This window comes from Micromonospora sp. MA102 (assembly GCF_025460765.1).
GTDB classification, from domain to species: domain Bacteria; phylum Actinomycetota; class Actinomycetes; order Mycobacteriales; family Micromonosporaceae; genus Micromonospora; species Micromonospora halotolerans.
On record NZ_JAMWEG010000010.1, the window covers coordinates 97,342 to 124,182 of the forward strand.

The following is a 26,841-nucleotide window of genomic DNA, read 5'->3' on the forward strand; positions in this document are numbered from 1 at the left end:
CCGGGGCATTCAGCCGACCATGCCGCCGCGCCGGTCCCGCGCCTTGAGCCGGGTGGTGGGCAGCGCCGGGGCGGGCAGCGGAGGCGCCGCGTCGTCGGCGACCGTGCCGAACCGCCGGCCCGCCATCCAGTCCTCGCGGGCGGCCACGACCTCCTCGTGCGAGCGGCCAACGAAGTTCCACCACATCACCAGCGGCTCCTCGAACGGGGTGCCGCCGAGCAGCAGCAGCCGGCTGCCCGGGGCGGCCCGCAGGGTCAGCGCGTCCCGGCCGACGCCCAGGTAGAGCAGCGCGCCGGGGGCGAAGGCCACGCCGTCGACCTCGGCGGAGCCGGACATGGCGAGCAGCCCGTACTCGAAGTCGCGGCGCAGCGGCAGCGTGGCCGGCGCCGGCCCGCGGACCTCGAGCTGCGCGCCGACCAGCGGCGTGTGCACCACGGCCGGGGAGCGTTCCCCGCCCACCTCGCCGACGAGCAGGGTGACGTCCAGGTCGCCGTCGCGCCACCGGGGCAGCTCGGCGTGATGGGCGAAGTCGGCAGCGCCGCCCCGCGCGGGGTCCGGCAGCGCCACCCAGAGCTGCACGCCGTGCATCACCGGCGGATGCACGAGGGGTGAGCGTTCCGAGTGGGCGATGCCGTGCCCCGAGGTCATCACGTTGAGCTGGCCGGGCCGGATCGGCTGGACGTTGCCCAGGCTGTCCCGGTGCAGGATCTCACCGTCGAGCAGCCAGGTGACCGTCTGCAGCCCGGTGTGCGGGTGCGGCGGCACCTCCATGCCGGGGCGCTCGGCCACGTCGTCCGGTCCGAAATGGTCGACGAAGCACCAGGCGCCGACCAGCCGCCGCTGCCGCTGTGGCAGCAGGCGACGCACCGTCGTGTAGCGCCCCAACGGCACGTCGTGGCCGGGCAGCAGCACGCTGCCCGGGTCCGTGGGGCCCACGCCAGGTGGGAGGGTCTGCCCGGGCAGGGATTCGGTACGGTCCACCGCCCGACTGTACGCTCAGCCGACCGCGACGCTCACGGCGTTCCCCCCGCTCAGCCTGCTGAAATGCGCACCGTGTTCGCGCCGGCCGCAAGGTCGAGGTCGAGCCGGTCCCGGGCCTCGTCCCAGCCGGGTGAGCTGATGAGCTGGCCGGCGGCCACGCCGGTGCGGCGGACGTCGTACACGGCCACCGAGCCGGCGCCGGCCGCGACCCGGACCCGGGCCGGCGACCCGCCGGGAACGGTCACGGTCAGCTCGCTGACGCCGCCGCTCACCCGTACGGTCAGCGCGCTGCGCAACGGGGGCAGCCGCAGCCCGGTCCGGGACGCCCCGCCGGCCAGCTCGATCCCGGTCAGCCGGGCCGAATCCAGGTCGAGCTGCTGCTCGCTGACCCCGCCGGCCAGGCGCAGCCGCCAGGTCACCCGGGAGTTGAGCACCACCTCCACGGCGGCCGGCCCCGACCGGCCGTTGCCCTGGACGCGCAGCCGGACCAGGTCGCCGGTCACCTCGGGCCGCGGGGCGACGCCCGCACCGTCCGGCGCGCCGACCCGGTACAGGTCGTCGCCCAGGTCGGCGGCCCGCAGGGTGAAGCTCGCGAGGGGGTCGACCAGCTCGAAGTCGGCCTGCCGCCGGTCACCGCGCGGGGCGGTCAGCGTCTCCTCGGCCGCGGTGGTCACGCCGCCCGGCTGCCGGCCCTCCCCCGGCGGGGGACGGTGACCGTCGGCGGGGGTCAGTTCCGGCGGCGTGGACCCGTGGCCCTCGGCCGGCGCCGGATCGTGGCACACCGAGGGCGTGGGATCGTGGCACACCGTGGGCGTGGGCGCGTGGTCCCGGGCCGGCGGGGGCGCCTCGCCGGAGAAGGCGATCCCGAGTCGGGTCGGGTGGGACAGCGTCACGACCACGGCCGCCACACCGAGCGCCACCACCAGCACGGCGGCGGCGGCCAGCAGGCGGCTGGTTCGGGACCATCCCGACCCGGTCGGCTCGGTGTCGGTCATGGTTGTCCCCTCTCGCCGGTCCCCGTCGGCTGATACGTCTCCGTTCCGGGCGCAGTTCATTCCTCGGAGACGCCGCTGGCCGGCACCCCGTGTTTCGGGGGTGCCGGCCAGCGCGTTGTTCGCGGTCAGCTGTTCCAGTGCTGGTGGACGATGTCGGTGGCCTGCTGCTCCCACTGGGCGTAGGCGTCCGGGTAGGCCGACACCTGCACGGTCTGGGCGGCCTCGGTCAGCGGCATGGTCTCCCAGCCGTCGACCTGCTTGAGGCCCTTCTCGAACGCCAGGGTGGCGTACTCGGGGTTGGTGATCTGCTCCGGCGTGCCCCAACCCGAGCTCGGGCGCTGCTGGAACAGGCCCAGGCTGTCGTGGTCGTTGGCGTCGCCGAGGTGCCCGAGGTTTTCCAGCTTCGACTCCTGCAGGCTCGTGGCGATGGAGATGACCGCGGCCCGCTCGGGCAGGCCGGCCTTCTTCGTCGCCGCGATGATCGCCTTGGCGTTCGCGGTCTGCTCGTCGTTCAGGTCGATGTGCGACTGGGCGCCCTGCACGGTCGCCACGGCGGCCGGCTTGCCCTCGACGGGGCGGGCGTCGGCGTGGGCGGCGACGGGACCGGCGAAGACGCCACCGGTGAAGGCCAGACCAGCAATACCCAGCACGCTCTTACGCAGCATCGTGTTCATGGGGGTAGCTCCATTCGGGGGTTGGCGCACACGCCGATGGGGATCGGCTCAGGTGTGCGCAAGCACCGTCAGGCGCTCAAGAAAGTCTTGGGGGGATCATCCAGGCGGACGGGGCGGGGGGCCTCTTCGTCGCGCCGGGACCATGTACAACGACCGGCCGGCCACCATCATTCCCGGCGGCTGGGGCACCGCGTCGGCGGGCCGTCCTTCCTCGGTCGTGCACCAGGTATAACGACCCCCACCGGCCGGCCATTCCGCCGCCGGGATGCCGCCGGTCACTCGCCGAACCGGACACCACGCCCACCCGCGCACGGCCGGTGGAACGCCATGGGTGCATGTTCCACTCAGCGGCCGAGGCACCGCGCGAACCGGACATTCACCCACCCAGAACCCGGTGCCGGTGAACCGGACGACGGTGATGATCCGTACCCCAGGGCGGTGACGGCGACGAGGCCGGCACCGGAACCGGAAGGGGCGTGTCCGTGATGCCGGAGACCGTCGAGACGGTGTTCGCGAACGTGGTCAAGCGGAACCCGGGTGAGCCCGAGTTCCACCAGGCCGTCCGGGAGGTGCTGGAGAGCATCGGGCCCGCCCTGGCCCGCCACCCCGAGTACGCGCACGCGTGCGTCATCGAGCGGATCTGCGAGCCGGAGCGGCAGGTCATCTTCCGGGTGCCGTGGGAGGACGACCACGGCCGGGTCCGGGTGAACCGCGGCTTCCGGGTGGAGTTCAACAGCGCCCTGGGCCCGTTCAAGGGCGGGCTGCGGTTCCACCCGTCGGTCTACCTGGGAATCGTGAAGTTCCTCGGTTTCGAGCAGATCTTCAAGAACGCGCTGACCGGCCTGCCGATCGGCGGCGGCAAGGGCGGCGCGGACTTCGACCCGAAGGGCCGCTCGGACCGGGAGGTGATGCGGTTCTGCCAGAGTTTCATGACCGAGCTGTACCGGCACATCGGCGCGCAGACCGACGTGCCGGCCGGGGACATCGGGGTGGGTGGCCGGGAGATCGGCTACCTGTTCGGCCAGTACAAGCGGATCACCAACCGGTACGAGTCGGGTGTGCTGACCGGCAAGGGGCTGGCGTACGGGGGCGCGCAGGTGCGGCGGGAGGCGACCGGTTACGGGGCGGTCTTCTTCGCCGAGGAGATGCTGCGGCAGACCGGGGACAGCCTGGACGGCAAGCGGGTGGTGGTCTCCGGTTCCGGCAACGTGGCCATCTACGCGATCGAGAAGGTGCACCAGCTCGGCGGCACGGTGGTGGCCTGCTCCGATTCGGACGGTTACGTGCTGGACGAGAAGGGCATCGACCTCGCTCTGCTCCGTGAGCTGAAGGAGGAGCGCCGGGCCCGGCTCGACGACTACGTGCGGCACGTGCCGCACGCGGTGGCGGTCTCCGGTCGTACCGTCTGGGAGGTGCCCTGCGATCTGGCGCTGCCCTGCGCGACGCAGAACGAGATCGGCGGCGCGGAGGCCGCGGCGCTGGTGGCCGGCGGCTGTATCGCGGTGGTCGAGGGGGCCAACATGCCCACCACGCCGGAGGCGGTGCGGATCCTGGGCCGGGCCGGGGTGCGGTTCGCCCCGGGCAAGGCCGCGAACGCCGGCGGGGTGGCGGTGAGCGCGCTGGAGATGCAGCAGAACGCGAGCCGCGACTCGTGGACGTTCGCCCAGTCGGAGCAGCGCCTGCGCGAGACGATGCGGGACATCCACGCCCGCTGCTGGGCCACCGCGGAGGAGTACGGCCTGCCGGGTGACTACGTGGCCGGCGCGAACATCAACGGCTTCCGGCGGGTGGCGGAGGCGATGCTGGCGCACGGCCTGGTGTGAGCGGCCACTGTGGGCGGACCGGCCGGATCTGGCTGACCGTTCGGTCAGTCAGCGATTGACACGCTTCGAGGCCCGTCCTAGGTTCAGGGCGCTACCGGCCGGTAGGCATCCGTCCCGCCTGGCCGCCCCGGTCCGGGGCGGCACCCGTCCCCGGGGGAGCACCGATGCTGACCTCATCCACCCGCCTCCTGCGCCGGCTGCTCGCCGCCGGCGCGACCCTCACCCTCGCGGTCGGCCTCGCCGGCGCCGCGCCCGCCGTCGCCGCCGAGCGTGACGACGGCACCCAGCCACTGCCCGGCTACACCATCAGCAATCCGCCGCTGGCACCACTGGTGATCGACGGCGCCACCACCACCGTCCGGCAGGGCGTGCACGCGCACGCCGGCTACATCATCGAGACCCCCGCCAGGTGGAACGGCGAGCTGGTGATGTGGGCGCACGGCTACCGCGGCCAGGGCACCGTGCTCTCCCCCGAGCCGCCCGCCTACAATCTGCGGCAGCGGATGTTGGCGCAGGGGTACGCGTGGGCGTCGTCCTCCTACGACCGCAACGGCTACGACATCCGCTCCGGCGTGCTCGGCACCCGCGAGCTGGCCGACTATTTCGCCGACACGGTGAAGCGGCCCAAGCAGGTGCTCATCGCCGGCGTCTCGATGGGCGGGCACATCATCGGCCGCTCCCTGGAGCAGTACCCGGGCTACTACGACGGCGCGCTGCCGATGTGCGGGGTGCTCGGCGACCAGGAGCTGTTCGACTTCTTCCTCGACTACAACCTGGTCGCGCAGGCCCTCGCCGGGGTGCGCGCGTACCCGACGCCGGACGACTACCTGACGAACGCGGTGCCGCGGATCCAGGTGGCCCTCGGGCTGGCCGACCTGAAGCCGGGCGGCCCGGACACCACCAACGACCTCGGCAAGCAGCTGCGGGCCATCACGGTCGAGCGGTCCGGCGGCCCGCGGCCCGGCGCCGACGCCGCCTTCGCGGTCTGGAAGGACTTCCTGTTCAGCATCACCGTCACCGACGGCGGGGACTCCCCCGCCCAGCGGCCGGGCCAGCTCGCCACGAACCTGCTGACCCGGTACTCCCCCAACAGCCCGGTGAACGTCAACGCCACCGTGCAGCGGGTCGCGCCGGAGAACCTGTGGCAGCGGCTGTCCCCGACGCTGACCGAGGTGCCACGGATCAGCGGCCGGCCCACCGTGCCGGTGCTCAGCCTGCACGACCTGGGCGACCTGTTCGTGCCGTTCGGCATGGAGCAGGCCTACGCCCGCGACGTCGCGTGGCACGGCCGCAGCCGGCTGGTGGTGCAGCGGGCGATCCGGGCCGCGCAGCACTGCGAGTTCAGCCCGGCCGAGGCCGGCGCCGCCTGGGACGACCTGGTCTCCTGGGTACGCACCGGCAAGCGCCCGGCCGGCGACGCGGTCACCGATCGGAAGGCGGTGGCGGCTCCGGACTTCGGCTGCCGGTTCAGCGACCCGGCCGCCTGGGCCGCCGGCTCGGGAACCCGTCGCCTGTACGCGCCCTGCTGACCGCCCGTCGGACCCGCCGCCGGCCGGCACCCGCGTCCCGGGGTGCCGGCCGGCGGTCCGTCCGCCCGGCGGCGTCAGCGGTCGTCGGGCTCCTCGGGGGTCCACCAGCCGCCCCGGTAGAGGGTGCCGCGGGGCGGCTCCGCCGGGGCGGGGCGGGGGCGGCGCGCCCGGCGTACCCGGCTGAACACGAACCAGCCGACCGCGCCCACGCAGACCACGATGACCACGTTCTGCAGCGTCCCGACGTACGCCTCCACGACGTGCCAGTTCTCGCCGAGCAGGTAGCCGGCCAGCACGAACGCGCTGTTCCAGATGAGGCTGCCCAGCGTGGTGAAGAGCAGGAAGACCGGCACGGGCATCCGTTCCACGCCGGCCGGGATGGAGACGAGACTGCGAAAGATCGGAATCATCCGGCCGAAGAACACCGCCTTGACGCCGTGCCGGAGGAACCACGCCTCGGTGCGGTCGACGTCGTCCAGTTTGACCAGTGGCAGCCGGCCCACGAGGGCCCGCATCCGGTCCCGGCCGAGGGCCGCGCCGATCTGGTAGAGGGCCAGCGCGCCCAGCACCGACCCGAGGGTCGTCCACACGATCGCCCCGATGAGGCTCATCCGCCCCTGGCTGGCCGTGAACCCGGCCAGCGGCAGGATCACCTCGCTGGGGATCGGCGGGAAGAGGTTCTCCAGGGCCACCGCGAGGCCGGCCCCGGGGCCGCCGAGCCGTTCGACCAGGCCGGTGACCCAGCCGACGGGTCCTTCGCCGGCCGGCTCCGCGGCGCGCGGGGCCGCCACCCGGGGACCGACGAGGAGTTGCGCGTTTCCGATCATCCGACAACGTTACGAGGGGACGGGACCGGCGACCACGAAAACCTCCGCGGGCGGGGTCGTGGTTCGGCGTCCGGTCCGGACGGGCGGCGTCGGACCGGTGACCTACGGTGGGGCGATGGGGCGGCCGGGGGACGGGGAGCCGATGACGGGCAGCATGCCGGGTGGGTGGGAACGACCCGGGACGACGGGTGGCGGGCCGGTGCTCGGGCGGGTGGCGCGCATCCGGCGTTACCCGGTGAAGTCGCTGCTCGGTGAGGATCTCGACGCCGCCGCCGTGGACGAGGCCGGGCTGGCCGGAGACCGGCGGCTCGCCCTGCTGCACCGGGAGACCGGGCGGGTGGCGAGCGCGAAGAACCCGTACCGGTGGCGGGCGCTGACCACGCTGGCGGCCACGGGCGGCGTCGGCGCGGTGCGGATCACGCTGCCCGACGGCCGCAGCGTCTCGGCCGGCGACGACGGCGTGGACGATGTGCTCTCCACGCTGCTCGGTGAGCCGGTGACGCTGACCGACACCCCGCCGCCGGACGCGGTGCTCGAACGGTCCCGCCCCGAGGAGGTGCTCGCCGCCGGGGTGGCCGTGCCGGTGTCGGTGGAGGAGGGGCGGCTCGGGGGCGCGGCGCCAGCGGGTGGTTTCGTCGACTTCGCCCCGGTGCACCTGCTCACCACCGCGACGCTGCGGCGGATCGGCGCCGAGCTGCCGTCCGGCGTCGTGGACCCGGTGCGGTACCGGCCGAACCTGGTGGTGGACACCGCCGGCGCCGGGTTCGAGGAGAACGACTGGCCGGGGCGGGAGCTGCGGATCGGCGCCGATCTGGTGCTGCGGGTGCTGGCACCGACACCCCGCTGCGCGGTGCCGACCCTGGCGCACGGCACGCTCCCCCGGGAGCCGGGCGCGCTGCGCGTACCGGCCCGGCTGAACCGGGTGGTGCCCCTGGACGGGATGGCGCCGCAGCCGTGCGTCGGCGCGTACGCGCAGGTGGTGCGCGCCGGGCAGGTCCGGGCGGGTGACCCGGTGCGGCTGACCTGAGCCGGGCGGCTAGCCCTCGCCCCGGCCGCCCTCGCGCAGACCCGCGTACGCGTCGAGCAGGTCCTGGAGGGCGGCGGCCGTGCCGTCGTCGAGCTTGCCGTCGCCGGCCAGGTCGTCGATCCGCTCCCGCAGGTCCTCGGCCCGCTTGGCCCGGTCCCTGGGCTTGCCGCGGTCCAGTTGGGCGGCCTTCTCGCGCAGGTCGTTCGCTGTCTTCCGGTCGAGCCGGCCGTCGGCCACCGCCCGGTCGAGCACGTCGGCGAACTGCGCGGTGAGCTGGCGCAGGGTGACCGGCGCGGGTCGGGTGTCGGCCGGGCCGGAGGTGGCCGGCGTGGACGGCTCCGACGGGCTGGGTTCCTCGGCCGGCCCCGTGCCGGTCGAGGGTCCGGTCGGCAGCCCGACGACCGGCCCGCCGCCCGTGGTGTCGGGGTCGTGGTCGAGCAGCAGCGTGCCGACCAGGGCGAGCAGCAGCACCACCCCGGCGGCGACGAGCGCCCCGACGAGCCGGTTCGACCGGGCGGCCGGGCGGGCGGGCGGCGGCGGGACCGGGCGGGGCGCCCGCTCGATCAGCGTCGGCGGGTGCTCCGGCCGGGACACGGTGGGCAGGATCGCGGTGGGCGGGTCGGCCGGGCGGCCGGCGCCGAGCCGGGTGGCGAGCTGGGCGGCGGTGGGCCGGCGCGCCGGGTCCACGGCCAGGCAGGCCAGGGTGAGCTCGGCGACGTCGGCGGGCAGCCCGGGGATGCGCAGCGGCGGCACCGGCGGGCGGTGGGCCTGTACGTCGAGCACGTCGTCCCAGGTCTGCACGGGCAGCGGTGCGCGCCCGGTGAGGGTGCGGTAGAGCAGGGCGCCGAGGGCGTAGATGTCGCTGGCCGGGTTCGCCGGGCCGGGGGTCATCCGTTCCGGTGCGAAGTACGCCGGGGTGCCCATCAGCAGCTCGCCGGTCTGCCCGGCGAGGGGGTGCCGCGGCCCGGCCAGGGTGGCGATGCCGAAGTCGAGCACCTTCGCGCCGGTCTCGGTGAGCATCACGTTGCCGGGCTTGATGTCGCGGTGCACCACGCCGATCCGGTGCGCGGCGGCCAGGGCGGCGGCGATCTGCCCGGCCAGCCGGACGGCCTCCGGCCAGGCGAGCGGCCCCGCGGTCAGCCGGTCGGTGAGGGTCTGGCCCTCGACAAGCTCCATGACCAGGTAGGGCACCACCGAGGCGTCGGGAAGGGTGGCCTCGCCGTAGTCGTACACCTGGGTCACGTGCGGGTGGGTGAGCCGCGCCGCGGCGCGGGCCTCGCGCTGGATGGTGGCGCGCAGCTGCGGGTCGGCGGCGAGCTGGGTGGCGAGGGCCTTGACCGCGACGGGGCGGTGCAGGACCTCGTCGTCGGCCCGCCACACCTCGGACATCCCGCCGAGGCCGATGCGCTCGCGCAGGACGTACCGGTCGTGCAGCCGGAGCGAGGGCGTGAACGGCGACATGGTGGTCCAGTGTGCCTGGCCGGAGGGGCGACGCACCAACCCGGTGCCCGGTTCCGCGCCGATCGGGCGCTTCTCGACCCAATGGGACGCGGGCCGGGTGGTGTGGGCCACCCGGCCGGGTGGTCGACCGGGGTCAGGACCGGCAGGTGGGCATCGCGGCCGGGCGGGGTTCCATCCGGTCGGCGAGGCGGCGCAGGGCCGCCGCGGCGGCCAGCCGGGAGGGTGCCAGCCGGGGCGTGCGGGGCCGGTCGGGACGGACCGGGGCGTCGGGGCGGGCGGAGTTCGCGTGCCGCGTCACGGCGTCGACGGCGAGGACGAATCCCGTGGACTGTTCCATGGTCAACTCCTGGGGACGGGACCGGTGGAGGTCCGGACGACGAGGTCGGTGGGGAGCAGGAGGTGGCCGGCCGCCGGGTCGGCCGGCGGCTCCAGCAGCAGCGCGGCGGCGAGCCGACCCTTCTCCTCGGCCGGCTGCCGGACGGTGGTCAGCCCCGCGTCGGCGGCCTCGGCGACGTCGTCGAAGCCGGTGACCGAGAGGCCGGGATGCGGGCCGGCCGCGTCGAGCACTCCGAGCGCCAGCACGTCGGAGCAGGCCAGCACGGCCGTGGGCGGGTCGTCGCCGGCCAGCACCGGTGCGATGGCCGCGGCGGCGGCGTCCCGGCTGTTGCCGGCGGCGTTGACCACGGTGATCTCCGACCAGGGAACGCCGACGGCGGCGAACGCGTCGGCGAAGCCGGCGAGCCGGCCGTGGGTCGTGGGGCGGGGGGCGTCGCCGGGATCGGCCAGCCGCAGCGGCCCGGGCGGCGCGTCGGGCAGCACGGTGTCGCCGAGCAGGGCCACCCGCCGGTGCCCGAGGCCGGCGACGTGGGCGGCGACGGACCGGGCGGCGGCGCGCTCGTCGATGCCGACGAAGCGGTCGGCGGGGCCGGCCGCGGCGGGGGCGGTGGTGACGAGGGGCAGCCCCCGGTCCCGGATCGCCCCGAGCACGTGCTCCTCGTCGCCGACGCAGTAGACGCAGAAGCCGTCCACCGCGGCGTTGTCGACGGCGGCCCGGGCCCCCTCGCGGTCGCGGGGCAGGGGCACCAGCAGCAGGCTGGCGCCGTGCTGCTCGGCCACCTGGCCGACACCGGCGAGGAAGCGCACCGCGAACGGGTCGGTGAAGGCGTAGGACAGCTCGGAGGTGAACAGGACGCCGATCGCGCCGACGAAGCCGCGGCGCAGTGAGCGGGCGGTCGGGTCGGGGCCCGGGTAGCCGAGGCGGCGCGCGGCGTCGAGGATCTTCGTCCGCAGGGCGGCGGACAGCTGGTCCGGCCGGCTGTAGGCGTTGGAGACGGTGCTGCGGGAAACGCCCACCGCGTTCGCGACGTCCTGCAGGGTCGGCTTCACCGTTCTGCCCTTCTGGATCGATTCAGTACTGTATCGATTCAGAAGCTACTCCGCCGCTCGGCGGACGTCAATCGGAAAGGTTCCGGTCAGGCCGGGTAGAGCTCGTCCCGGATGCGGGCCAGCAGCTCGGGGGTGCGCTCGGGCGGCGCGGCCTCGCCGCAGAGCCGTTCCATCGCCGTCGCGTAGTGGTCGAGGTCGTCGCGCTTGTCCAGATAGACCGCGCTGGTCAACTGCTCGATGTAGACGATGTCCGGCAGGTCCTGGTCGCCGAAGCGCAGGATGCTGAAGGCCCCACCGGCGGCGGCGTGCCCGCCGGCGTCGAACGGGACGATCTGGAGCCGGACGTGCGGCGCGGCGGTCGCCTCGATGAGCGCGTCCACCTGCTCGCGCATCACGGCGGCGCCGCCGACGGGCCGCCGGAGCACCGCCTCGTCGAGCACCGCCCAGAGCTGCGGCGGATCGCCGCGGCGCAGCAGTCCCTGGCGCTCCATCCGCAGGCGCACGCGCCGGTCGACCTCCGCCGGCGGCGCGTCGTGGTGGCCCAGCAGGACCACCGCCCGGGCGTACGCGGGGGTCTGCAGCAGCCCCGGGACGAACTGCACCTCGTACGTGCGGATCAGCGTGGCGGCGGCCTCCAGCCCCAGGTAGGACTGGAACCAGCCGGGCAGCACGTCACCGTAGCGCTGCCACCAGCCGGGGCTGTTCGCGTCGCGGGCCAGCCTCAGCAGCGCCGCCCGCTCGTCGGCCGCGGTGACGCCGTAGAGGGTGAGCAGGTCGGCGACGTCGCGCTCCTTGAAGCCGACCCGGCCCAGCTCCATCCGGCTGATCTTCGATTCGGAGGAGCGGATCTCCCAGCCGGCGCTCTCCCGGCTCACCCCGGCGCCCTCCCGGAGTCGGCGCAGCCGCACCCCGAGCAGCATGCGCAGCACGGTCGGACCGCTCGTCGGGCCTCCCTCGACGGGTACCGTCGTCACCTGACCGTCCTTTGCCGACTGTCCGCACCGGACGCCCCAGCCCGGCGAGGAGTAAGCATGCCATGGACCGACAGTGAGGTGAACTCCTCCGGACGGAGGATGCGGTCCCGTCAGCGGGACGGTCGGCGGGCGATCAGGTGGTCGAAGTCACCGTCGCGGGCGCCGAGCACGAACGCGGCGATCTCGTCGACCGTGTAGATGAGGGCCGGCCCCTCGGGGTGGCGGGAGTTGCGCACCGCGATGCCGCCGCCGTCCGGCAGCTCGGCCAGCTCGACGCAGTTGCCGCTCGGGTTGCTGCGGCGGCTCTTCAGCCACCGCACCGGCGGCAACTCGGAGGTGGGCACGCCGTTCGCGGGGTGGGGCACAGGGGCGTCCTTCGTGGAAGAGCCAGCCGATGCCGCGGGGAGGAGCGGTGGGGTGGCGACGGGGAACTGTCGACAGAGGACGGATGCACGTGCATCTGCTATTGCATCTGCAATGGACAGCGAGCATGATATCGCACGTGCGGTGTACCCGGACGTTCACGTTCGGTTACCCGGATCCCGGTTGCGAGCAGACAGAACAGGTCCGGCCCGGCACCGTCCGGCGAGGCCGGGGCCGCGGTGAGGGAGGGCGCGTGCCGGATCCGATGACCGTCGCCTCCGGCATCTCCGCGGCTGGCGCCCTGGTCTCCGCCTGGCAGCTGCGCCGCCGGGCGCTGCGCGCCGAGGCCGAGATCGAGCTGCTCCACGCCGAGCTGGCGGCCGAGCGGCACGCGGCCAGCCACGACCCGCTCACCGGGCTGCCCAACCGGCGGGCCTTCTTCCGGCTGGCCGCTACCCTGCTCACCGACGCCGCCGGCAAGCCGCTCGTGGCGATCGTGCTCGACCTCGACGACTTCAAGCAGGTCAACGACCGCTACGGCCACGCCGCGGGCGACCAGGTGCTGGTCAGCGTGGCGCAGCGGCTGGCCGCGTTCGCCGGGGACAACCTGGTCGCCCGGCTCGGCGGCGACGAGTTCGCCGGCCTGCTGGTCAGCCCGACGGTGGACCGGCGCTGGATCGAGCACGCCACCCGCCGGCTCTGCGAGGCGCTCGCCGCGCCCATCCCGCTGGGCGCCCGCAGCGTACGGGTGACCGCCTCCGTGGGGCTCGCCCCGGTGCACGGCCCCACCCAGCTCACCGACGCGCTGTGCCGGGCCGACGCCGCCATGTACCAGGCGAAGACGGTCGGCGCCGCCCGCGCGGCCCGCCAGCTTGTCGGCGAGTGCTGAACCGCCGTCAGCTCCAGCCGTAGCCGGCCCGCAGCGCCTGGCCCACCCGGTCGAACCGGCGCCGGTCCAGCACCGCGCCCTCGCGGCGGATGCTGTCCTCGCGCATGGTGAGCACCCGGTCCAGGCGGACCCAGCTCGGCCGCTGGTCCCGGTCCCACTCCCCCGGGCCCAGCGCCAGCCAGTGCCGCTGGCCGTCACGGTCGCTCTGGCTGGACAGCATGAGCCCGAACAGCGTGCGGCTCTGCCGGCCCACCACCAGCACCGGGCGGTCCTTGCCCTGGCGGGGGTCGTCCTCGTACGGCACCCAGGTCCAGACGATCTCCCCCGGGTCCGCCTGCCCGTCCGGCTCCGGCGCGTACGCCAGCTCGCGCCGCTGCAGCACGGTGACCTGGCGGCGCCGGGCGACCTGGGCGGGGATCGGCCGGGCGGTACGGGTGGGCGCGGCGGCGCCCCCGGCGATCCGGCCGAGCCGCGACGCCACGTTCCTCAACAGACCTGCCACGGCGGGCAGCCTATCCCGGCCGCGCGAGGGCGCGAGGCGGGGGAACACCCGCTCCTCGCCGCAGCGGCGCCGGCTCCCCGGTGCGGCCACAATTGGGATGCCCGATGGTGGTGCACGGGCGACCATGGTCGGCATGGGGGGACCGAGTGTGCGAACACCTCTGCAGGGCGGGCTTCCGCCGATCGACGCGGTGGTCGGCGCCGTCGTAGAGGTCGCCTGCGACGAGTCCGGATTCTCGGGCACCAATCTGCTCCACTCGGCCAGCCCGGTGATCACGCACGCGAGCGTCGACCTGGACGTGGACGAGGCCGTCGGGCTGATCACCGAGCTGCGGTCCGGGTTCCGGTTCTCGCCGCACGAGCTCAAGTCCGGGCAGTTCCTTCGCGGCCCGGGAGCGGTCGAGGCGCGGAAGTGGTTCCTCCGGGCGCTGGAGGGACGCGCGTCCGTCCAACTCGTCGACAAGGAGTTCTTCCTCGTCACCCGGATCGTCGACCTGCTGCTGACCGAGCCGTCGTACGCGGCCGGTACCCGCCTGACGCAGGATCAACGTCCGGCCGCTCTCGCCCTGTACCGGGCCGGGCGCTCGGCCGGGAGCGACTGGGCTGTCTTCCTGGCAGCCTTCGTCGACCTGGTCCGGACCAGACGCCGGCATCCGGACCACCGGACCGTGCCGCGGTTCGTCGCGGCCCGGGATGCGCTGCTGGGCAGCGGCCTCGGCACGCCGGCCGATGGCGTCCTCACCGCGCTCACCCAGGCCCGCGTGCGGGCGGTGGTGACCAGGCTCGACAACGACGACCGGTCGATCCCGCCGCCGCTGGAACCGATGCTGCCGGCGCTGGCGGAAACGGTTCTGTCCTGGAGCGGCGGGCAGCGGCAGGTGCTGGTGACCCACGACGAGCAGAGCGCCCTCACGGCCGACCGGTTGACCCGTCTCCAGCGGGCGCTGGCCGACCACGGCGGCCCGCCGGCGGCGGGCGCCGACCCGGCCGGGGCGTTGCCGGCCGGAGTATCGCCCCTGGCGGGCCTCGTGATGGTCGACTCCCGCGACGATCCACGGGTCCAGGTCGCCGACCTCCTCGCGGGGGTGGCCCGGCGGTCACCGGGGATGATCGACGACAGCCTGCTTCAGCCGCTGCTGTCCCCGACGTCACTGCGCGACCCCGACGGGTGGCCCCGGCCGGAGACCGCGGGAGAACAAACCTGACTCCCGAGCTGTCGTTGATCGGTCTCCGGGCGGTCGCCCGGTGTTCCAGACTGCCCTCATGAACCGTCCGGCCGCGTTCCTCGCCGATCCGCCGCAGAGCCCGGCGGTGACGGCCGCCTACGAGGACGATCTCACCTCCGACGGCTACGTCAACAACCTCACCCGGGTCTGGTGCTGGCGTCCGGACGTGCTGGCGTCCTTCCAGGCCGTGCGTGCCGGCCTCCTGGCCGATTCGGGGCTGTCGCCGAGGGAGGTGGCCGTGCTGGTCGCCGCCACCGCCGCGGCCCGCGGCGACGCCTACTGCGCGCTGGCCTGGGGTGCCCGGCTTGCCGAACTCAGTGACGAGGCCAGCGCCGCACGGGTGCTGCGCGGCGTCGACGGTGACCTGTCCGAGCGGGAGAACGCGCTGGCGGCCTGGTCCCGGCAGGTCGTCCAGGATCCGAACGCCACGACCGGGGTCCAGGTGCGGCGCCTGCGCGAAGCGGGCCTCGACGACCGGGAGATCTTCGAGGCGACCACCCTGATCGCGTTCCGGCTGGCGTTCTCCACCGTCAACGACGCGCTGGGAGCACACCCGGACCCGCAGCTCGCCGAGAAGGCTCCTCCGCTCGTCCGCGAGGCCGTCACCTTCGGCCGCCCGGTCCAGGACCCGTCCTCGGCCCCGACCGGCCGCGGCACCGCGTGACGGCCGCACCCACACCGGCTGACGCGGAGGGGGCGCGGCCGCGTCAGGCGGGGCGGCGGGCCAGGACGAGCGTGGTGCGCAGGTCGAGGACCACGGTGCCCCCGAACCCGTCGATCGTCGCGACGAGCGCGGCGAGCACCCGCTCGCGCAGCGCGGGCGGGCGACGCAGCTGCGGCGAGAAGGTGGCGACCAGCCGCAGGTAGGCCGCGGTGTCCAGCGGCAGGTCCCGGCGGTGCAGCGACGCCCGGACGTCGGTGAAGAGGCCGCTGCCCGCGATGTCGTCGTGGAACCAGGTCTCGGGGCGGTCGGCCTGCCGTTGCGGGTCTGCCGACTCGAACGCCGCCCGGATGGCAGCCCGCTGGGCGGGGTCGACGTAGTCGTAGCGGTGCCCGAAGACGGCGAGGGTGCCACCGGGGCGCAACGCGTCGTGCGCGCGCCGGTTGCGGGTGGCCGGGTCGAGCCAGTGCCAGGCCATGGCGCAGGCCAGCGCCGACACGCCGCCGGCCGGCGGGATCCACTCCTCGAAGGCGGCCGTCTCCACGTCGACCTGCGGGAAGCGTGCGGCCAGCACCGCCGCCATCCGGGTGTCCGGCTCGACGCAGACGGTCGGCGCGCCGAGGCCGAGCAGGGTGGCGGTGGCCAGGCCGGTGCCGGCGCCCACCTCGGCCAGGAGGCCGGGCGTTCCGCCGTGGTAGGCGCGGATCGCCGCGACGATCTCGGCCGGATAGCCTGGGCGGGCCTCGTGGTAGGCGCCGGCCACCTCGCCGAAGAGTTGCGACATGATCGCCATCATGGCAGTGCCGGCCGGGCGCCGCCGCCCCGACGGAGGGAGTGCCGTGGATCCGCAGCTGCCCGACGACCTGCCGTTGTTCGAACGGGAGGCGGTCCGGCTGGTGGTGCTGGACGCCACCGACCGGGTGCTGCTGTTCCACACCCGCGACCCGGACCATCCCGTGCTGGGCACCTGGTGGGAGCTGCCCGGCGGCGGGCTCGACCCCGGGGAGACCTACCTGGAGGCGGCGGTGCGGGAGCTGCGCGAGGAGGCCGGGATCGTGGTCGCGCCGGCGCAGGTGGGCGCACCGACCTGGCGGCGGCGGGCCAGTTTCCGGCACCGGCAGCGGCGGCACCTCCAGGACGAGGTGGTCGTGCCGGTCCGGCTGGCCGGGCCGGGGCCCGACGTGGACGAGGCGGACCGGCTGGACTACGAGGTGGAGGACTACTTCGGGTTCCGCTGGTGGCCGGTGGCCGACGTGGTCGCCGACCGGCCGCGCTGCTATCCGGGGCGACTGCCGGAGCTGCTGCCGGCGTTCCTGGCCGGCGAGGAGATCGACGAGCCGTTCGAGCTGTGGTCCTGACGGGCGTGCCGTCAGCCGCGCCGACCGGCACAGTGGAGCGGTGAACCCACTCCACGCACCCCTGGCCCACTACGCCGAGCGGCTGCACCGCGCCGCCGGCGACGCCCACCACGTCGCCTCGCCGCTGGGCGCCTGGCTGCTGCTCGCGCTGACCGGCCCGGCGGCCACCGGCGAGGCTCGGGCGACCCTCACCGAGGCGCTCGGCACCGACGCGGACGACGCCGCCGCGGCGGCCCGCGCGCTGCTCGCGGAGCCGCACCCGCTGGTCGCCTCGGCCACCGCCCTGTGGGAGCGGACCCCGTTCGAGCAGCTGGCCGCCTGGCGGGCCGGCCTGCCGGAGCGCACCGAGCGGGGGCCGCTGCCCGACCAGGCGGCGCTGGACGCCTGGGCCCGGGAGCGCACCGGCGGCCTGATCGAGCGGTTCCCGGTCGCCGTCGCCCCGGACACCCTGCTGATCCTGGCCAGCGCGCTGGCCACCCGGGTGTCCTGGGCGGACCCGTTCCAGGTGGCGCCGGCCGCCGAGCTGGGGGCCGGCAGCGCCTGGGCCGGCCGGCTCCGGCGGGTGCTGCGCACCCCGCCGTGGGGGCACCGCTGCTGGGTGGCGACCACCGACCGGGCCGGCGACGTGGCGGTGCACGCCGCGCCGGCGCGACCGGCGGACAGCGGGGCCGGCCTGCTGGTGGTGTCGGTGGCCGCCGCGCCGGACGTGCCGGCGGTGGACGTGCTGGCCGCCGCGCAGGAGCTGGCCGCGAGGGCCGCCACCGTCCCGGCCGGGACCGAGCCGGGGCGCCGGTCGCTGTTCGACCTGCCGCTGGGCGAGACGCCGCTGTGGGCGTTGCGGGAGGAGCCGACCCGGACGTTCGCCCGGGACGGCCGGGAGGAGCGGGCCGCGGCGGTGCTGCCCTGCTGGTCGGCGGAGAGCCGGCACGACCTGACCCGGGCCGGGTTCGGCTTCGACGGGGCGGCGCGGGCGCTGGGCGCGCTGCTCGGGCTGGCGGAGCCGCCGTTCGAGGCGGTGCAGTCGGCGGTGGCCCGGTTCGGGCGGTACGGCTTCGAGGCCGCCGCGGTGACCGCGTTCGGCGTCGCGGCCGGGCTGCCGCCGGAGGGCGTCGCCCGGGTCGCGGAGCTGCGGTTCGGGAACCCGTACGCGGTGGTGGCGGTGGCCACCGACGACGCGGGCGGGCCGTGGCACGGGCTGCCGGTCTACTCGGGATGGGTGGCCGAGCCGGCGGAACTGCCCGAGGACGAGGTGGCGGACCCGCCGGCGCAGTGGTAAGCGTGGGGCCTCCGGTTGCCGCCGGAGGCCCCCACCGGCCTAGACGGCGACCTTCTCCCGCTCGGCGGCCCGGGCGGCGAGCCGCCGCTCCCGCTCCTGCGCGCCGATCAGGTCGTCGGGCAGGGAGTCCTCGACCTCCAGGTCGAAGCGGCGCAGCAGGCGGATCGCGAAGCCGCCCAGGGTGATGAGGATCAGGGCCACCCCGAAGCAGACGTACGCGAAACCGATGCCGCGGCCCGGTCCGGTGCCGATCACCGCGCCCACCGACCCGGCCAGCGCCCCGTCCGGGGCCAGCATGGGCTCGAACAGGGCGGTGGCGCCCGGCGCGAGCAGCGCGAACCCGATCGGCAGGGTGGACCAGGCGATGGTCTGGTTGAGGCTGAACACCCGGCCGTGGAAACGCTGCGGCACCTTGACCTGGACGATGGTCGCGTAGATCGACTGCGCGGTGGTCATGGCCATGGCCAGCCACGCCATGCCCACGCAGATCATCGCCACCGAGGCGTCCAGGCCGATGAGCACGCAGCCGATCGCGGTGCCCAGGTTGCCGATGAGCACGCCGATCATCCGCCGCTTGCGCGGGCCGCCCCACAGCGACATGAGTACGCCGCCGGCCACCGCGCCGGCCGCCTCGGCGAGGGCCACCTGGGCCACCTGCGTCGGGCTGCCGAAGGACAACACCAGCGGGGTGGCGAGCACCAACGCGGGCGCCAGGAAGATGTTGCCCAGCGCGAAGTAGCCGAGCATCAGCCGGAAGCCGCGGTGCTGCCAGGAGTAGCGCATCCCGTTGGCGATGGCCACCAGCAGCCGCTCCCGGGGCCGCCAGCCGAGCAGGTCGGGGAAGCGGACCACGGCCAGGGTGAGCACGGCGACCAGGTAGCTGGCCACGTCGATGAGCAGGATGCCCTTCAGGTCGATCGCGGCGAGCAGGCCGGCCGCGAAGACCGGCATGAGCAGGGTGGCCACGCCGGTGGAGAGCTGGGTGATGCCCATGGCGTGGCCGAGGTAGCGCTTCGGCACCAACTGCGGCACGGCCGACTGGAACGCGATCCGCTGGAACGACCCGGCGACCGAGCTGAGCGCGACCAGCAGGTAGATGTGCCAGAGCACCAGGTTGTCGGTCCACAGCAGACCGGCCAGGACCAGCTGGATCGAACCGGCCACGGAGCTGGCCAGCATCATGATCCGGCGCCGGCTGACCCGGTCGACGATGGCGCCGGCCACCGGGAGCATGAGCACGCCGCAGATCAGCGCGAGCGCCCAGAGCAGGCCCAGGTCGGCCACCGACCCGGTCCGGTTGAACAGCCAGATCGGCAGGGCGAACGCGGTCAGCGCCGAGCCGGTGCTGGAGACCAGCTGCCCGACGGTGATCGACAGGAAGCGGGCCATGCTCGGCTTGACCGTCGTGGCCGCCGGCCGCTCCTCCTGGCCGACCCGGAGCCGGTCGAGAACCGCCCAGCCGGCGTCCTCGCCCCGGGCCTGCGGGCCGAGGTCGGTGACGTCCCCGGCGACCACGGCCGGGTGCACCCGGGTGACGATCTCGGCCAGCTCCTCGGCCCGGTACTTCAGGAAGAAGTGCCCGGCCTGGTCGAGGACGACCAGCCCGAGTGTGTCGCTGAGGAACTGCCACTCGGCGTACCGCTCGCGGTAGTAGTCGGTGACCGGGTCCTCGGAGCCGACCACCGAGATGATCGGGGCGCGCAGCTTCGTGGCCCGCTGGTCGAGCAGCCGGGTGAAGTACTCCTCGGAGGCGCGGGAGTCGGCCCGCATGTTGCTGATGATCCGGTCGGCCTGTTCCGGGTCCAGCTCGTCGGTGTCCACGCCCATCGACTTGAGCCAGCTGGCGTAGTGCTTGTTGCTGCGCAGCTGTTCGAGCCGGTTGCGGGCGGCCGCGAAGAGGCCCTTCGGGCGGGCGAACGGGAACATCGCGCCGATGTAGACGGCGTCGAGGTCCCGCCCGGCCGCCTCAACCTTGCGGGCCACCTCGGCGACGATGGCGCTGCCCACGCCGCAGTGGCCGTAGAGGGCCAGCGGCCCCTCGACCCGTTCCAGGATCTCCTCGGCCACCCGGGTGGTCAGCTCGTCGAAGGGCAGCGCGTCCTCGCTGAGGCCGACGTCGTGGCCGGGGATGGCCAGGGACCACAGCGCGTGCCCGGCCGGCAGCGCGTCGGCGAGCGGCTGGTAGACGATGGCGCTGCCGCCGCCGTACGGGACGCAGACGTAGGTGAGCACCCGCTGGGCGGCGGGGATCGGCTTGGTCAGCTCGTAGAGCAGCCGGCGCGGGCCGGCCTCGGCGGCGTCGCCGGAGATGAACGCGGCCAGCTCGCGGATCGTCCGCTGCTGGAACAGGTCCATGACGCCGACCGCCCGGCCGCCCAGCTCCGCCTTGCGGATCTTCGCGACCACCTGGGTGGCGAGCATGGAGTGCCCGCCCAGGTCGAAGAAGTTGTCGTCGATGCCGAGCGTGTCGACGCCGAGCACCTCGGACCAGATGGCGGCGAGCGCCCGCTCCGTCTCGTCGCGCGGCTCGACCAGGGCCACCGACGCCTCGCGGGTGACCACCGGCGCGGGCAACGCCTTGCGGTCGAGCTTGCCGTTCGGGGTCAGCGGCAGCGCGTCGAGGGTGACGAACGCGGCCGGCACCATGTATTCCGGCAGGGTGTCCTTGAGCGCCGCCTTCAGCGCCGCGTGCTCGGCCGCCCCGACCAGGTACGCGGTGAGCCGCTTGTCGCCGGGGCTGTCCTCGCGGACGATCACCGCGGCCTCGGTCACCCCGGGCTGCTCGCGCAGCGCGCTCTCGATCTCGCCCAGCTCGATGCGCAGGCCGCGCAGCTTGACCTGGTGGTCGATCCGGCCGAGGAACTCGATGACCCCGGCCCCGTCCGGCCCGACGACCCAGCGGGCCAGGTCGCCGGTGCGGTAGAGCCGGGCGCCCGGCTCACCGAAGAAGGGATCGGGAACGAACTTCTCGGCGGTCAGCGCCGGCCGGCGGTGGTAGCCGCGGGCCAGCCCGACGCCGCCGATGTGCAGCTCCCCGGCCACCCCGACGGGGCACTCGGCGCCGGCCGGGTCGAGCACGTGCAGCCGCAGGTTGGCGATCGGCGCGCCGATCGGCACGCTCGCGGCCACGGCCAGCCGGGCCGGGTCGCAGCGCCAGGCCGTGACGTCGATGGCCGCCTCGGTGGGGCCGTACAGGTTGTGCAGGCCGCACCACGGCAGCCGGGCCGTGAAGTCGAGCGCGGAGGCCAGCGGCAGCTCCTCGCCGGAGCAGATCACCCGACGCAGCGCGGTGGCCGCCTCGATGCCGTCCTCACCGAGGAAGACCGTCAGCATGGACGGGACGAAGTGGGCCGTGGTGATTTCCTCGGCCACCAGCAGGTCGCGCAGGTAGCCGGCGTCCTTGTGGCCGCCCGGCTTGGCGAGGACCAGCCGGGCGCCGGTGCGCAGCGGCCAGAAAAACTCCCAGACCGAGACGTCGAAGCTGGCCGGGGTCTTCTGGAGCACCGCGTCGTCGGCGCCGAGGCCGTAGGTCTTCTGCATCCAGTCGAGCCGGTTGACGATGCCCCGGTGGGTGTTCGGCACGCCCTTCGGCCGGCCAGTCGAGCCGGAGGTGTAGATGACGTACGCCAGGTGCTCGGGGCCGGCGGTGGGCGCCGGGTCGGTGGCCGGCTGGTCGGCCCAGACCGTGGCGTCGTCGAGGGCGAGCACCGTGGCGGCGGTGGCCGGCAGCACGTCGCGCAGGTGCTCCTGGACCAGCACCACCGGCGCGTCCGCGTCGGTGACCATGAAGGCGAGCCGGTCCGCCGGGTACTCCGGGTCCAGCGGCAAGTAGGCGCCGCCGGCCTTGAGCACGCCGAGCAGGCCGGCGACCAGCTCGACGGAGCGTTCCGCGCAGACCCCGACCAGGGTCTCCGGGCCGACGCCGGCGGCGCGCAGCCGGTGCGCGACCCGGTTGGCCGCCGCGTTCAGCTCGGCGTAGGTGAGGCTGCGTCCCTCGATGGTCACGGCGACCGCGTCGGGGGTGGCGGCGGCGCGCTCCTCGATCGGGCCGTGCAGGGTCGCGTCGCGCGGGAAGTCCGCGGCCGTGTCGTTCCACCCGGCCAGCAGCGCCCGCTCGTCGGCGGGAAGCAGCGCCAGCCGGGAGACCGGGGTGTCCGGCGCGGCGACGATCGCGGCCAGCAGGGTGGTCCACCGCCGGGCCATCCGCTCGACGGTGTCCCGGGTGAACAGGTCGGTGTTGAAGACCAGCTTGCCCCAGAGGCCGTCGACGGTTTCCACGGCGTGCAGCTCGAAGTCGAACCGGGTGGCCCGCAGCTCCATCGGGGTCCACTCGAAGCTGACCTCGTCGGTGCGGGACACCCCGCTGAACCGGCCCATCTCGTAGTTCTGCAGCACGAACATGGCCTGGAACACCGGCGAGCGGCTGACGTCGCGGGGCAGCCCCAGCTCGTGGACGACCTTGGCGAACGGCACCTCGGCGTGCTCGAAGCCGTCGAGCACGGTGCGCCGGGTGCGCGCCAGCAGCTCCGCGAAGGTGGGGTCACCGGCCAGTTCGGCGCGGAGCGGCAGCATGTTGATGAACATGCCGACGACGTTCTCCAGCTCCGGTGCGGACCGGCCGGCCACCGAGGCGCCCACGGCGAAGTCGTCCTGGCCGGCGTGCCGGGCGAGCAGCACCTGGTACGCGGCCAGCAGCGTCATGAACAGCGTGCCGCCGGTGGCCCGGGTGAGGGCGTTGAGCGCCTCGGTGGCCGCCGGGTCGAGCTGGAACTCGACGAAGTCGCCCCGGTAGGTCTGGGTGGCCGGGCGGGGCCGGTCCAGCGGCAGTTCGAGCGGGGTGATGCCGGCCAGCCGCTCCTTCCAGTAGTCGACGTGCGCCCGGGCCTGCGGCCCGTCCAGCTCCCCGGCCTCCCAGACGGCGAAGTCGCCGTACTGGATGGGCAGGGCGGGCGGCTCGCCGCCCCGGTAGAGGGTGATGAGGTCGCGCAGCAGCACGTCCACCGACCAGCCGTCGCCCACGATGTGGTGCTGGCCGAGAAAGAGCACGTGGTCGTCGACGTTCATCCGGTCCGGAGTGCCGTCTTGCGGCGCGGAGGCCGGATTATCGTCGTCGGCGGCCAGCCGGATCAGCAGGGCGCGCAGCAGCGGCCCGTCCGCCAGGTCGAACGGTTCGGCGGCGGCGGCGTCCACCAGCGCCTGCGCGCTCGCCTCGTCCGGGGCGTCCACGATGGTCAACGGCACCTCGACGGACTCCTCCACCACCACGGTGGGGCGGCCGTCGGAGTCGGCCGGGAAGCGGGTCCGCTGCGACTCGTGCCGGGCGCCGAGCGCGGCCAGGGCCGCGCGCAGCGCCTCGACGTCGAGCGGGCCGCGCACCCGCAGCGGCACCGCGATGTGGTACGCCGCCTCGCCCGGGGCGAGCTGGTCCATGAACCAGACCCGCTCCTGGGCGTACGACAGCGGCACCGCGGCGCCGGGGGGTCGGGGGGTGATCCGGGCCGCGGGGGCGGCCTGGCGGGCGCGCAGCCGCTTGGCGATCAGCGCCTGCCGGGCCGCCTCGCGGGCCGGATCCTTCAGGTCGGTCATCAGCTGCTTTCCTCTTCCGCCGCGAGCAGGGCGGCGACCTCGCTGTCGGAGAGCCCGTCGAGTTCCGCGGCGATCCGCTGCTCGATCTGGGCGGCCAGGTCCGCCACCACGGGGCTGCTGAACAGCGCCCGCATGGGCAGGTCGACGTCCACCTCGGCGCGGATCCGGGCCATGGCCCGCATGCCGCGCAGCGAGTTGCCGCCGAGGGTGAAGAAGTCGTCCAGGGCGCCGACCTTCTCCACCTGGAGAATCTCGGCGTACACCTCGGCGACCAGGGACTCGGCCTCAGTGCGCGGCGCGACGTAGGCGCCCTCGGCCGGGGCGGCGGCGGCCGGGGCGGGCAGCGCGGCCCGGTCCAGCTTGCCGTTCGGCGTCAGCGGCAGCGCGTCGAGCCGGACCAGGTGCGCCGGCACCAGGTGCGCGGGCAGCTCGCGGGCCAGCTCGGCGCGGACCGAGTCCTCGTGCGCGGGGCCGACCAGGTAGCCGACCAGGGTCGGCTCGCCGCTGTCGGTGCGCACCGCCGCGGCGGCCGCCCGGACGTCCGGGTGGGCCAGCAGGGCCGCCTCGACCTCGCCCAGCTCGATCCGCATGCCGCGCACCTTCACCTGGTCGTCGCGGCGGCCCAGGTAGTCCAGGGTGCCGTCGGGCCGCCAGCGGGCCAGGTCGCCGGTGGCGTACATGCGCGCGCCGGGCAGGCCGTAGGGGCAGGGCACGAAGCGCTCGGCGGTGAGGCCGGGACGGCGGTGGTAGCCGCGGGCGAGCTGCGCGCCGGTGACGTACAGCTCGCCGACCACGCCCGGGGGGACCGGCTGGAGGGCCGCGTCGAGCAGCAGCGCCCGGGTGTTCCAGGTGGGCGTGCCGATCGGCACCGGTCCCGGCGGGACCGGCTCGCCGGGGGCGATCCGGGCGGCCACGCAGCCCACGGTGGCCTCGGTCGGGCCGTACTCGTTGGTCACCGCCACGTCGGGGTGGGCGGCCCGCCAGCCGGCGAGCTGCTCGCCGGTCAACGCCTCGCCGCCGATCACCAGGTCGACGGTGGGCGACAGCTCGCCGTCGAGCAGCGGCAGGTGGCTCGGGGTGACCTTGAGGAAGGCCGGCCGGCCGCCCACCCGGGCGGCCGGTGAGTCGATGGCGGCGAGCCGGACCGTGCCGCCGGCGGTGAGCGGGCCGAGCAGGCCCGTGACGGTGAGGTCGAAGGAGACCGGCGAGTGCAGCAGCGCGGCGCCGGCCAGTCCCGGGTAGGTGTCCCGCGCCCACGCCAGGTAGGCGCTCACCGCCCGGTGCTCCACCACCACGCCCTTGGGCCGGCCGGTCGAGCCGGAGGTGTAGAGCACGTACGCCGGGTGCTCGGGGCGCAGCGGGCTGCGCCGGTCGGCGTCGCTCAGGTCGCCGCCCGGCTGGTCCGCGCCGAGCTCGCCGTCGAGCACCAGCGCCCCGCCGGGCACCAGGCCGGCGGTGTCCGGCGTGGTCACCACGAGGGCCGGCGCGGCGTCCTCCAGCAGGTACGCGATCCGCCCGGCCGGGTACGCGGTGTCGACCGGCACGTACGCGGCGCCGGACTTCAGCACGGCGAGCATCGCCACCACCAGCTCACAGGAGCGGGGCAGGGCGAGCGCGACGCGGGTCTCCGGGCCGGCACCGCGGGCCACCAGCAGCCGGGCCAGCCGGTTCGCGGCGGTGTTCAGCTCGGCGTACGTGAGCGGCACGCCGTCGCAGACCACGGCGGTGGCGTCCGGGGCGGCCGCGGCCCGCCGCTGCACCTCGTCGACGACGGTCGCCGGCGGCACCCCGCGCGCCGTGTCGTTCCAGGCACCCAGCACCAGGTCGCGCTCGGCGTCGGTGAGCAGCGGCAGCGCGGCGACGGTGCGCTCCGGGTCGGCCACGGCGGCGGTGAGCAGCCCGACGTACCGCCGGACCACCGTCTCGGCGGTGGCCCGGTCGAACAGCGCGGTCCGGTAGACCAGGCGGCACTCCCCTGCGGTGATGTCGAAGGCCAGGTCGTCCTTCGTGGTGCCCAGCTCCACCGGGTCGAGGCCGGAGTCCGGGATGTAGTTCAGGGCGGTCTGGAAGATCGGCTGGACGGACGGGTCGCGCTGCGGGTCGACCGCCTCGACGATCTTCTGGAACGGGGTCTGCCCGTGCTCCATGGCGTCGACCAGGCCGTCCCGCACCCGGCCGAGCAGCGCGGCGAAGGACGGGTCGCCGGAGACGTCGCAGCGCAGCGCCACCGGGTTGACGAACATGCCGATCAGCGGGGCCAGCTCGGGGGTGTCGCGGCCCGCCGTGGAGACGCCGACCACCACGTCGGTGTCGCCGGAGATCCGCGACAGCAGCGCCGCGAAACCGGCCAGCAGCACCATGTACGGCGTGGCCGCCGCGCCGGCCGCCAGCGTGCCGACCCGGTCGAGCAGCCCCGCGGGCAGGTCGAAGCGCACCTCGTCGCCGGCGAACCCGAGCTGGGCCGGGCGGGGCCGGTCCAGCGGCAGGTTGGTCACCGGCGGCGCGCCGGCCAGGTGGCCGGTCCAGAAGGCGAGCTGCCGGTCCAGTTCCGCCCCGGCGAGCTGGTCGCGCTGCCAGACCGCGAAGTCGGCGTACTGGATGGGCAGCTCGGGTACGGCGGGTTCGGCGCCGGTCCGCGCGGCCGCGGCGAACGCGGCGAGTTCGGCGTGGAAGAGCACCGCCGAGTGGCTGTCGAAGACGGCGTGGTGCGCCACGAAGACCAGCGCCCAGGCGTCGTCGAGGCGGACCAGCCGCGCCCGCCACAGCGGCGGCGCGTCCAGCGGGATCGGGGTGCGGGCCAGCTCGGCCCGGATCGCCTCGAACGCGGCCAGCCGCTCGCCTTCCGGCAGGTGGCTCAGGTCGGTGGTGGGCAGCGGGGCCGGCTCGTGCGCGCGGACCACCTGCACGAGCGCGCCGTCGTCGACCCGCAGGTGGGTACGGAGCGCCTCGTGCCGGGCCACCACCCGGTCGACCACGTCGCCGGCCGCGTCGGCGTCGAGGCCGGCCGGGAAGCGCCACGGGATGGACACGTTGAACACCGGCGAGCCGGCGTCGAGCTGGTTGGCCATCCACACCCGCTCCTGGGCGAAGGAGGCCGGGAAGGTCCACTCCTGACTCATGAGTGTGCCTCGCGGACGGAGCGGGGACGCATGTCGGTCCAGACCTCGTCGACGTGGGCCAGGCACTCCTCGCGGGTGCCGGCGAAGCCGGTGTCGTGCCAGCCCGCGGGGAGGTCCCGGTCGGCCGACCAGATCGAGTACTGCTCCTCGTCGTTGCGGACGACCAGGAATCGGGGTTCGGCCAT

22 protein-coding genes are annotated in these 26,841 nt (G+C 74.9%); 8 read left to right on the forward strand and 14 right to left on the reverse strand.

Translation table 11 applies throughout. The features are described from left to right. Window positions 1-9 precede the first annotated feature (9 nt). From NFX44_RS20945 to NFX44_RS20955, 3 genes are all read right to left on the reverse strand, one after another. The gene (locus tag NFX44_RS20945) at window positions 10-981 is read right to left on the reverse strand and encodes a pirin family protein (protein WP_262285259.1); all 972 of its coding nucleotides are present in this window, start codon (window positions 979-981) and stop codon (window positions 10-12) included. 50 nt (window positions 982-1,031) lie between these two features. Continuing rightward, window positions 1,032-1,976, reverse strand: coding sequence for a cell wall-active antibiotics response protein (locus NFX44_RS20950; RefSeq protein ID WP_262285260.1), 945 nt, complete (start codon window positions 1,974-1,976; stop codon window positions 1,032-1,034). A 125-nt stretch (window positions 1,977-2,101) separates the two neighbouring features. Then, window positions 2,102-2,650, reverse strand: a complete 549-nt coding sequence (locus tag NFX44_RS20955) for a hypothetical protein (RefSeq protein WP_262285261.1) — start codon at window positions 2,648-2,650, stop codon at window positions 2,102-2,104. Between the two features lie 485 nt (window positions 2,651-3,135). Here NFX44_RS20955 and gdhA point away from each other — a divergent pair, with 485 nt between their 5' ends. Together gdhA and NFX44_RS20965 are read left to right on the forward strand one after the other, a co-directional pair. Further along, on the forward strand, window positions 3,136-4,473 hold the full coding sequence (gdhA, locus tag NFX44_RS20960) for an NADP-specific glutamate dehydrogenase (RefSeq protein WP_262285374.1): 1,338 nt from the start codon (window positions 3,136-3,138) through the stop codon (window positions 4,471-4,473). A 164-nt stretch (window positions 4,474-4,637) separates the two neighbouring features. Continuing rightward, window positions 4,638-6,002 (forward strand): S9 family peptidase, encoded by a 1,365-nt coding sequence (locus NFX44_RS20965; protein ID WP_262285262.1) that lies wholly within the window; start codon window positions 4,638-4,640, stop codon window positions 6,000-6,002. Between the two features lie 74 nt (window positions 6,003-6,076). Here the strand turns inward: NFX44_RS20965 and NFX44_RS20970 are convergent, their stop codons facing one another. After that, window positions 6,077-6,829 (reverse strand): DedA family protein, encoded by a 753-nt coding sequence (locus NFX44_RS20970; protein WP_262285263.1) that lies wholly within the window; start codon window positions 6,827-6,829, stop codon window positions 6,077-6,079. 115 nt (window positions 6,830-6,944) lie between these two features. On the opposite strand from NFX44_RS20970, the gene NFX44_RS20975 reads away from it, so the two are divergent. Further along, entirely contained in the window at window positions 6,945-7,856 is a 912-nt protein-coding gene (locus NFX44_RS20975) for an MOSC domain-containing protein (RefSeq protein ID WP_262285264.1), read from the forward strand. Between the two features lie 9 nt (window positions 7,857-7,865). Here NFX44_RS20975 and NFX44_RS20980 read toward each other — a convergent pair whose 3' ends face one another. From NFX44_RS20980 to NFX44_RS21000, 5 genes are all read right to left on the reverse strand, one after another. After that, the gene (locus NFX44_RS20980; RefSeq protein ID WP_262285265.1) at window positions 7,866-9,317 is read right to left on the reverse strand and encodes a serine/threonine-protein kinase; all 1,452 of its coding nucleotides are present in this window, start codon (window positions 9,315-9,317) and stop codon (window positions 7,866-7,868) included. A 133-nt stretch (window positions 9,318-9,450) separates the two neighbouring features. Further along, window positions 9,451-9,654: a hypothetical protein gene (locus NFX44_RS20985; protein ID WP_262285266.1), complete on the reverse strand. Its 204-nt coding sequence runs from the start codon at window positions 9,652-9,654 to the stop codon at window positions 9,451-9,453. 2 nt (window positions 9,655-9,656) lie between these two features. Next, window positions 9,657-10,703: a LacI family DNA-binding transcriptional regulator gene (locus tag NFX44_RS20990; protein ID WP_262285267.1), complete on the reverse strand. Its 1,047-nt coding sequence runs from the start codon at window positions 10,701-10,703 to the stop codon at window positions 9,657-9,659. 86 nt (window positions 10,704-10,789) lie between these two features. After that, window positions 10,790-11,677, reverse strand: a complete 888-nt coding sequence (locus NFX44_RS20995) for a helix-turn-helix transcriptional regulator (RefSeq protein ID WP_262285268.1) — start codon at window positions 11,675-11,677, stop codon at window positions 10,790-10,792. 110 nt (window positions 11,678-11,787) lie between these two features. Then, complete coding sequence (locus NFX44_RS21000; protein WP_262285269.1) at window positions 11,788-12,042, reverse strand: DUF397 domain-containing protein; 255 nt, start codon at window positions 12,040-12,042, stop codon at window positions 11,788-11,790. Between the two features lie 251 nt (window positions 12,043-12,293). Here NFX44_RS21000 and NFX44_RS21005 point away from each other — a divergent pair, with 251 nt between their 5' ends. Then, the gene (locus NFX44_RS21005) at window positions 12,294-12,929 is read left to right on the forward strand and encodes a GGDEF domain-containing protein (protein WP_262285270.1); all 636 of its coding nucleotides are present in this window, start codon (window positions 12,294-12,296) and stop codon (window positions 12,927-12,929) included. 7 nt (window positions 12,930-12,936) lie between these two features. On the opposite strand, the gene NFX44_RS21010 is transcribed toward NFX44_RS21005, so the two are convergent. Further along, on the reverse strand, window positions 12,937-13,431 hold the full coding sequence (locus NFX44_RS21010) for a type II toxin-antitoxin system PemK/MazF family toxin (RefSeq protein ID WP_262285271.1): 495 nt from the start codon (window positions 13,429-13,431) through the stop codon (window positions 12,937-12,939). Between the two features lie 148 nt (window positions 13,432-13,579). On the opposite strand from NFX44_RS21010, the gene NFX44_RS21015 reads away from it, so the two are divergent. Both NFX44_RS21015 and NFX44_RS21020 read left to right on the forward strand, forming a co-directional pair. Further along, the gene (locus tag NFX44_RS21015; RefSeq protein WP_262285272.1) at window positions 13,580-14,635 is read left to right on the forward strand and encodes a hypothetical protein; all 1,056 of its coding nucleotides are present in this window, start codon (window positions 13,580-13,582) and stop codon (window positions 14,633-14,635) included. Between the two features lie 58 nt (window positions 14,636-14,693). After that, the gene (locus NFX44_RS21020) at window positions 14,694-15,320 is read left to right on the forward strand and encodes a carboxymuconolactone decarboxylase family protein (RefSeq protein ID WP_262285273.1); all 627 of its coding nucleotides are present in this window, start codon (window positions 14,694-14,696) and stop codon (window positions 15,318-15,320) included. Between the two features lie 43 nt (window positions 15,321-15,363). On the opposite strand, the gene NFX44_RS21025 is transcribed toward NFX44_RS21020, so the two are convergent. Continuing rightward, a complete protein-coding gene (locus NFX44_RS21025) occupies window positions 15,364-16,101 on the reverse strand; it encodes a trans-aconitate 2-methyltransferase (protein WP_262285274.1) in 738 nt (245 codons plus the stop codon). Window positions 16,102-16,156: 55 nt separating this feature from the next. Between NFX44_RS21025 and NFX44_RS21030 the strand changes: the two genes are divergently transcribed. Continuing rightward, complete coding sequence (locus tag NFX44_RS21030) at window positions 16,157-16,675, forward strand: NUDIX hydrolase (RefSeq protein ID WP_262285275.1); 519 nt, start codon at window positions 16,157-16,159, stop codon at window positions 16,673-16,675. A gap of 40 nt (window positions 16,676-16,715) precedes the next feature. Next, the gene (locus NFX44_RS21035; protein WP_262285276.1) at window positions 16,716-17,951 is read left to right on the forward strand and encodes a hypothetical protein; all 1,236 of its coding nucleotides are present in this window, start codon (window positions 16,716-16,718) and stop codon (window positions 17,949-17,951) included. Window positions 17,952-17,990: 39 nt separating this feature from the next. Here NFX44_RS21035 and NFX44_RS21040 read toward each other — a convergent pair whose 3' ends face one another. The 3 genes from NFX44_RS21040 to NFX44_RS21050 are packed head-to-tail and all read right to left on the reverse strand — an operon-like array spanning window position 17,991 to window position 26,841. After that, window positions 17,991-23,537 (reverse strand): non-ribosomal peptide synthetase/MFS transporter, encoded by a 5,547-nt coding sequence (locus tag NFX44_RS21040; RefSeq protein ID WP_262285277.1) that lies wholly within the window; start codon window positions 23,535-23,537, stop codon window positions 17,991-17,993. Further along, window positions 23,537-26,656, reverse strand: a complete 3,120-nt coding sequence (locus NFX44_RS21045) for an amino acid adenylation domain-containing protein (RefSeq protein WP_262285278.1) — start codon at window positions 26,654-26,656, stop codon at window positions 23,537-23,539. Before NFX44_RS21045 ends, NFX44_RS21040 begins: the two co-directional genes overlap by 1 nt. Beyond that, window positions 26,653-26,841 (reverse strand): MbtH family protein, encoded by a 189-nt coding sequence (locus NFX44_RS21050; protein WP_262285279.1) that lies wholly within the window; start codon window positions 26,839-26,841, stop codon window positions 26,653-26,655. Before NFX44_RS21050 ends, NFX44_RS21045 begins: the two co-directional genes overlap by 4 nt.

Bases quoted from the DNA above. Each gene is read 5' to 3' on its own strand.
- NFX44_RS20950 (WP_262285260.1), bottom strand. From the start codon at position 1,976: ATGACCGACACCGAGCCGACCGGGTCGGGATGGTCCCGAACCAGCCGC.
- NFX44_RS20955 (WP_262285261.1), bottom strand. From the start codon at position 2,650: ATGAACACGATGCTGCGTAAGAGCGTGCTGGGTATTGCTGGTCTGGCC.
- gdhA (WP_262285374.1), top strand. From the start codon at position 3,136: ATGCCGGAGACCGTCGAGACGGTGTTCGCGAACGTGGTCAAGCGGAAC.
- NFX44_RS20965 (WP_262285262.1), top strand. From the start codon at position 4,638: ATGCTGACCTCATCCACCCGCCTCCTGCGCCGGCTGCTCGCCGCCGGC.
- NFX44_RS20970 (WP_262285263.1), bottom strand. From the start codon at position 6,829: ATGATCGGAAACGCGCAACTCCTCGTCGGTCCCCGGGTGGCGGCCCCG.
- NFX44_RS20975 (WP_262285264.1), top strand. From the start codon at position 6,945: ATGGGGCGGCCGGGGGACGGGGAGCCGATGACGGGCAGCATGCCGGGT.
- NFX44_RS20980 (WP_262285265.1), bottom strand. From the start codon at position 9,317: ATGTCGCCGTTCACGCCCTCGCTCCGGCTGCACGACCGGTACGTCCTG.
- NFX44_RS20985 (WP_262285266.1), bottom strand. From the start codon at position 9,654: ATGGAACAGTCCACGGGATTCGTCCTCGCCGTCGACGCCGTGACGCGG.
- NFX44_RS21020 (WP_262285273.1), top strand. From the start codon at position 14,694: ATGAACCGTCCGGCCGCGTTCCTCGCCGATCCGCCGCAGAGCCCGGCG.
- NFX44_RS21025 (WP_262285274.1), bottom strand. From the start codon at position 16,101: ATGTCGCAACTCTTCGGCGAGGTGGCCGGCGCCTACCACGAGGCCCGC.
- NFX44_RS21040 (WP_262285277.1), bottom strand. From the start codon at position 23,537: ATGACCGACCTGAAGGATCCGGCCCGCGAGGCGGCCCGGCAGGCGCTG.
- NFX44_RS21045 (WP_262285278.1), bottom strand. From the start codon at position 26,656: ATGAGTCAGGAGTGGACCTTCCCGGCCTCCTTCGCCCAGGAGCGGGTG.
- NFX44_RS21050 (WP_262285279.1), bottom strand. From the start codon at position 26,841: ATGGCCGAACCCCGATTCCTGGTCGTCCGCAACGACGAGGAGCAGTAC.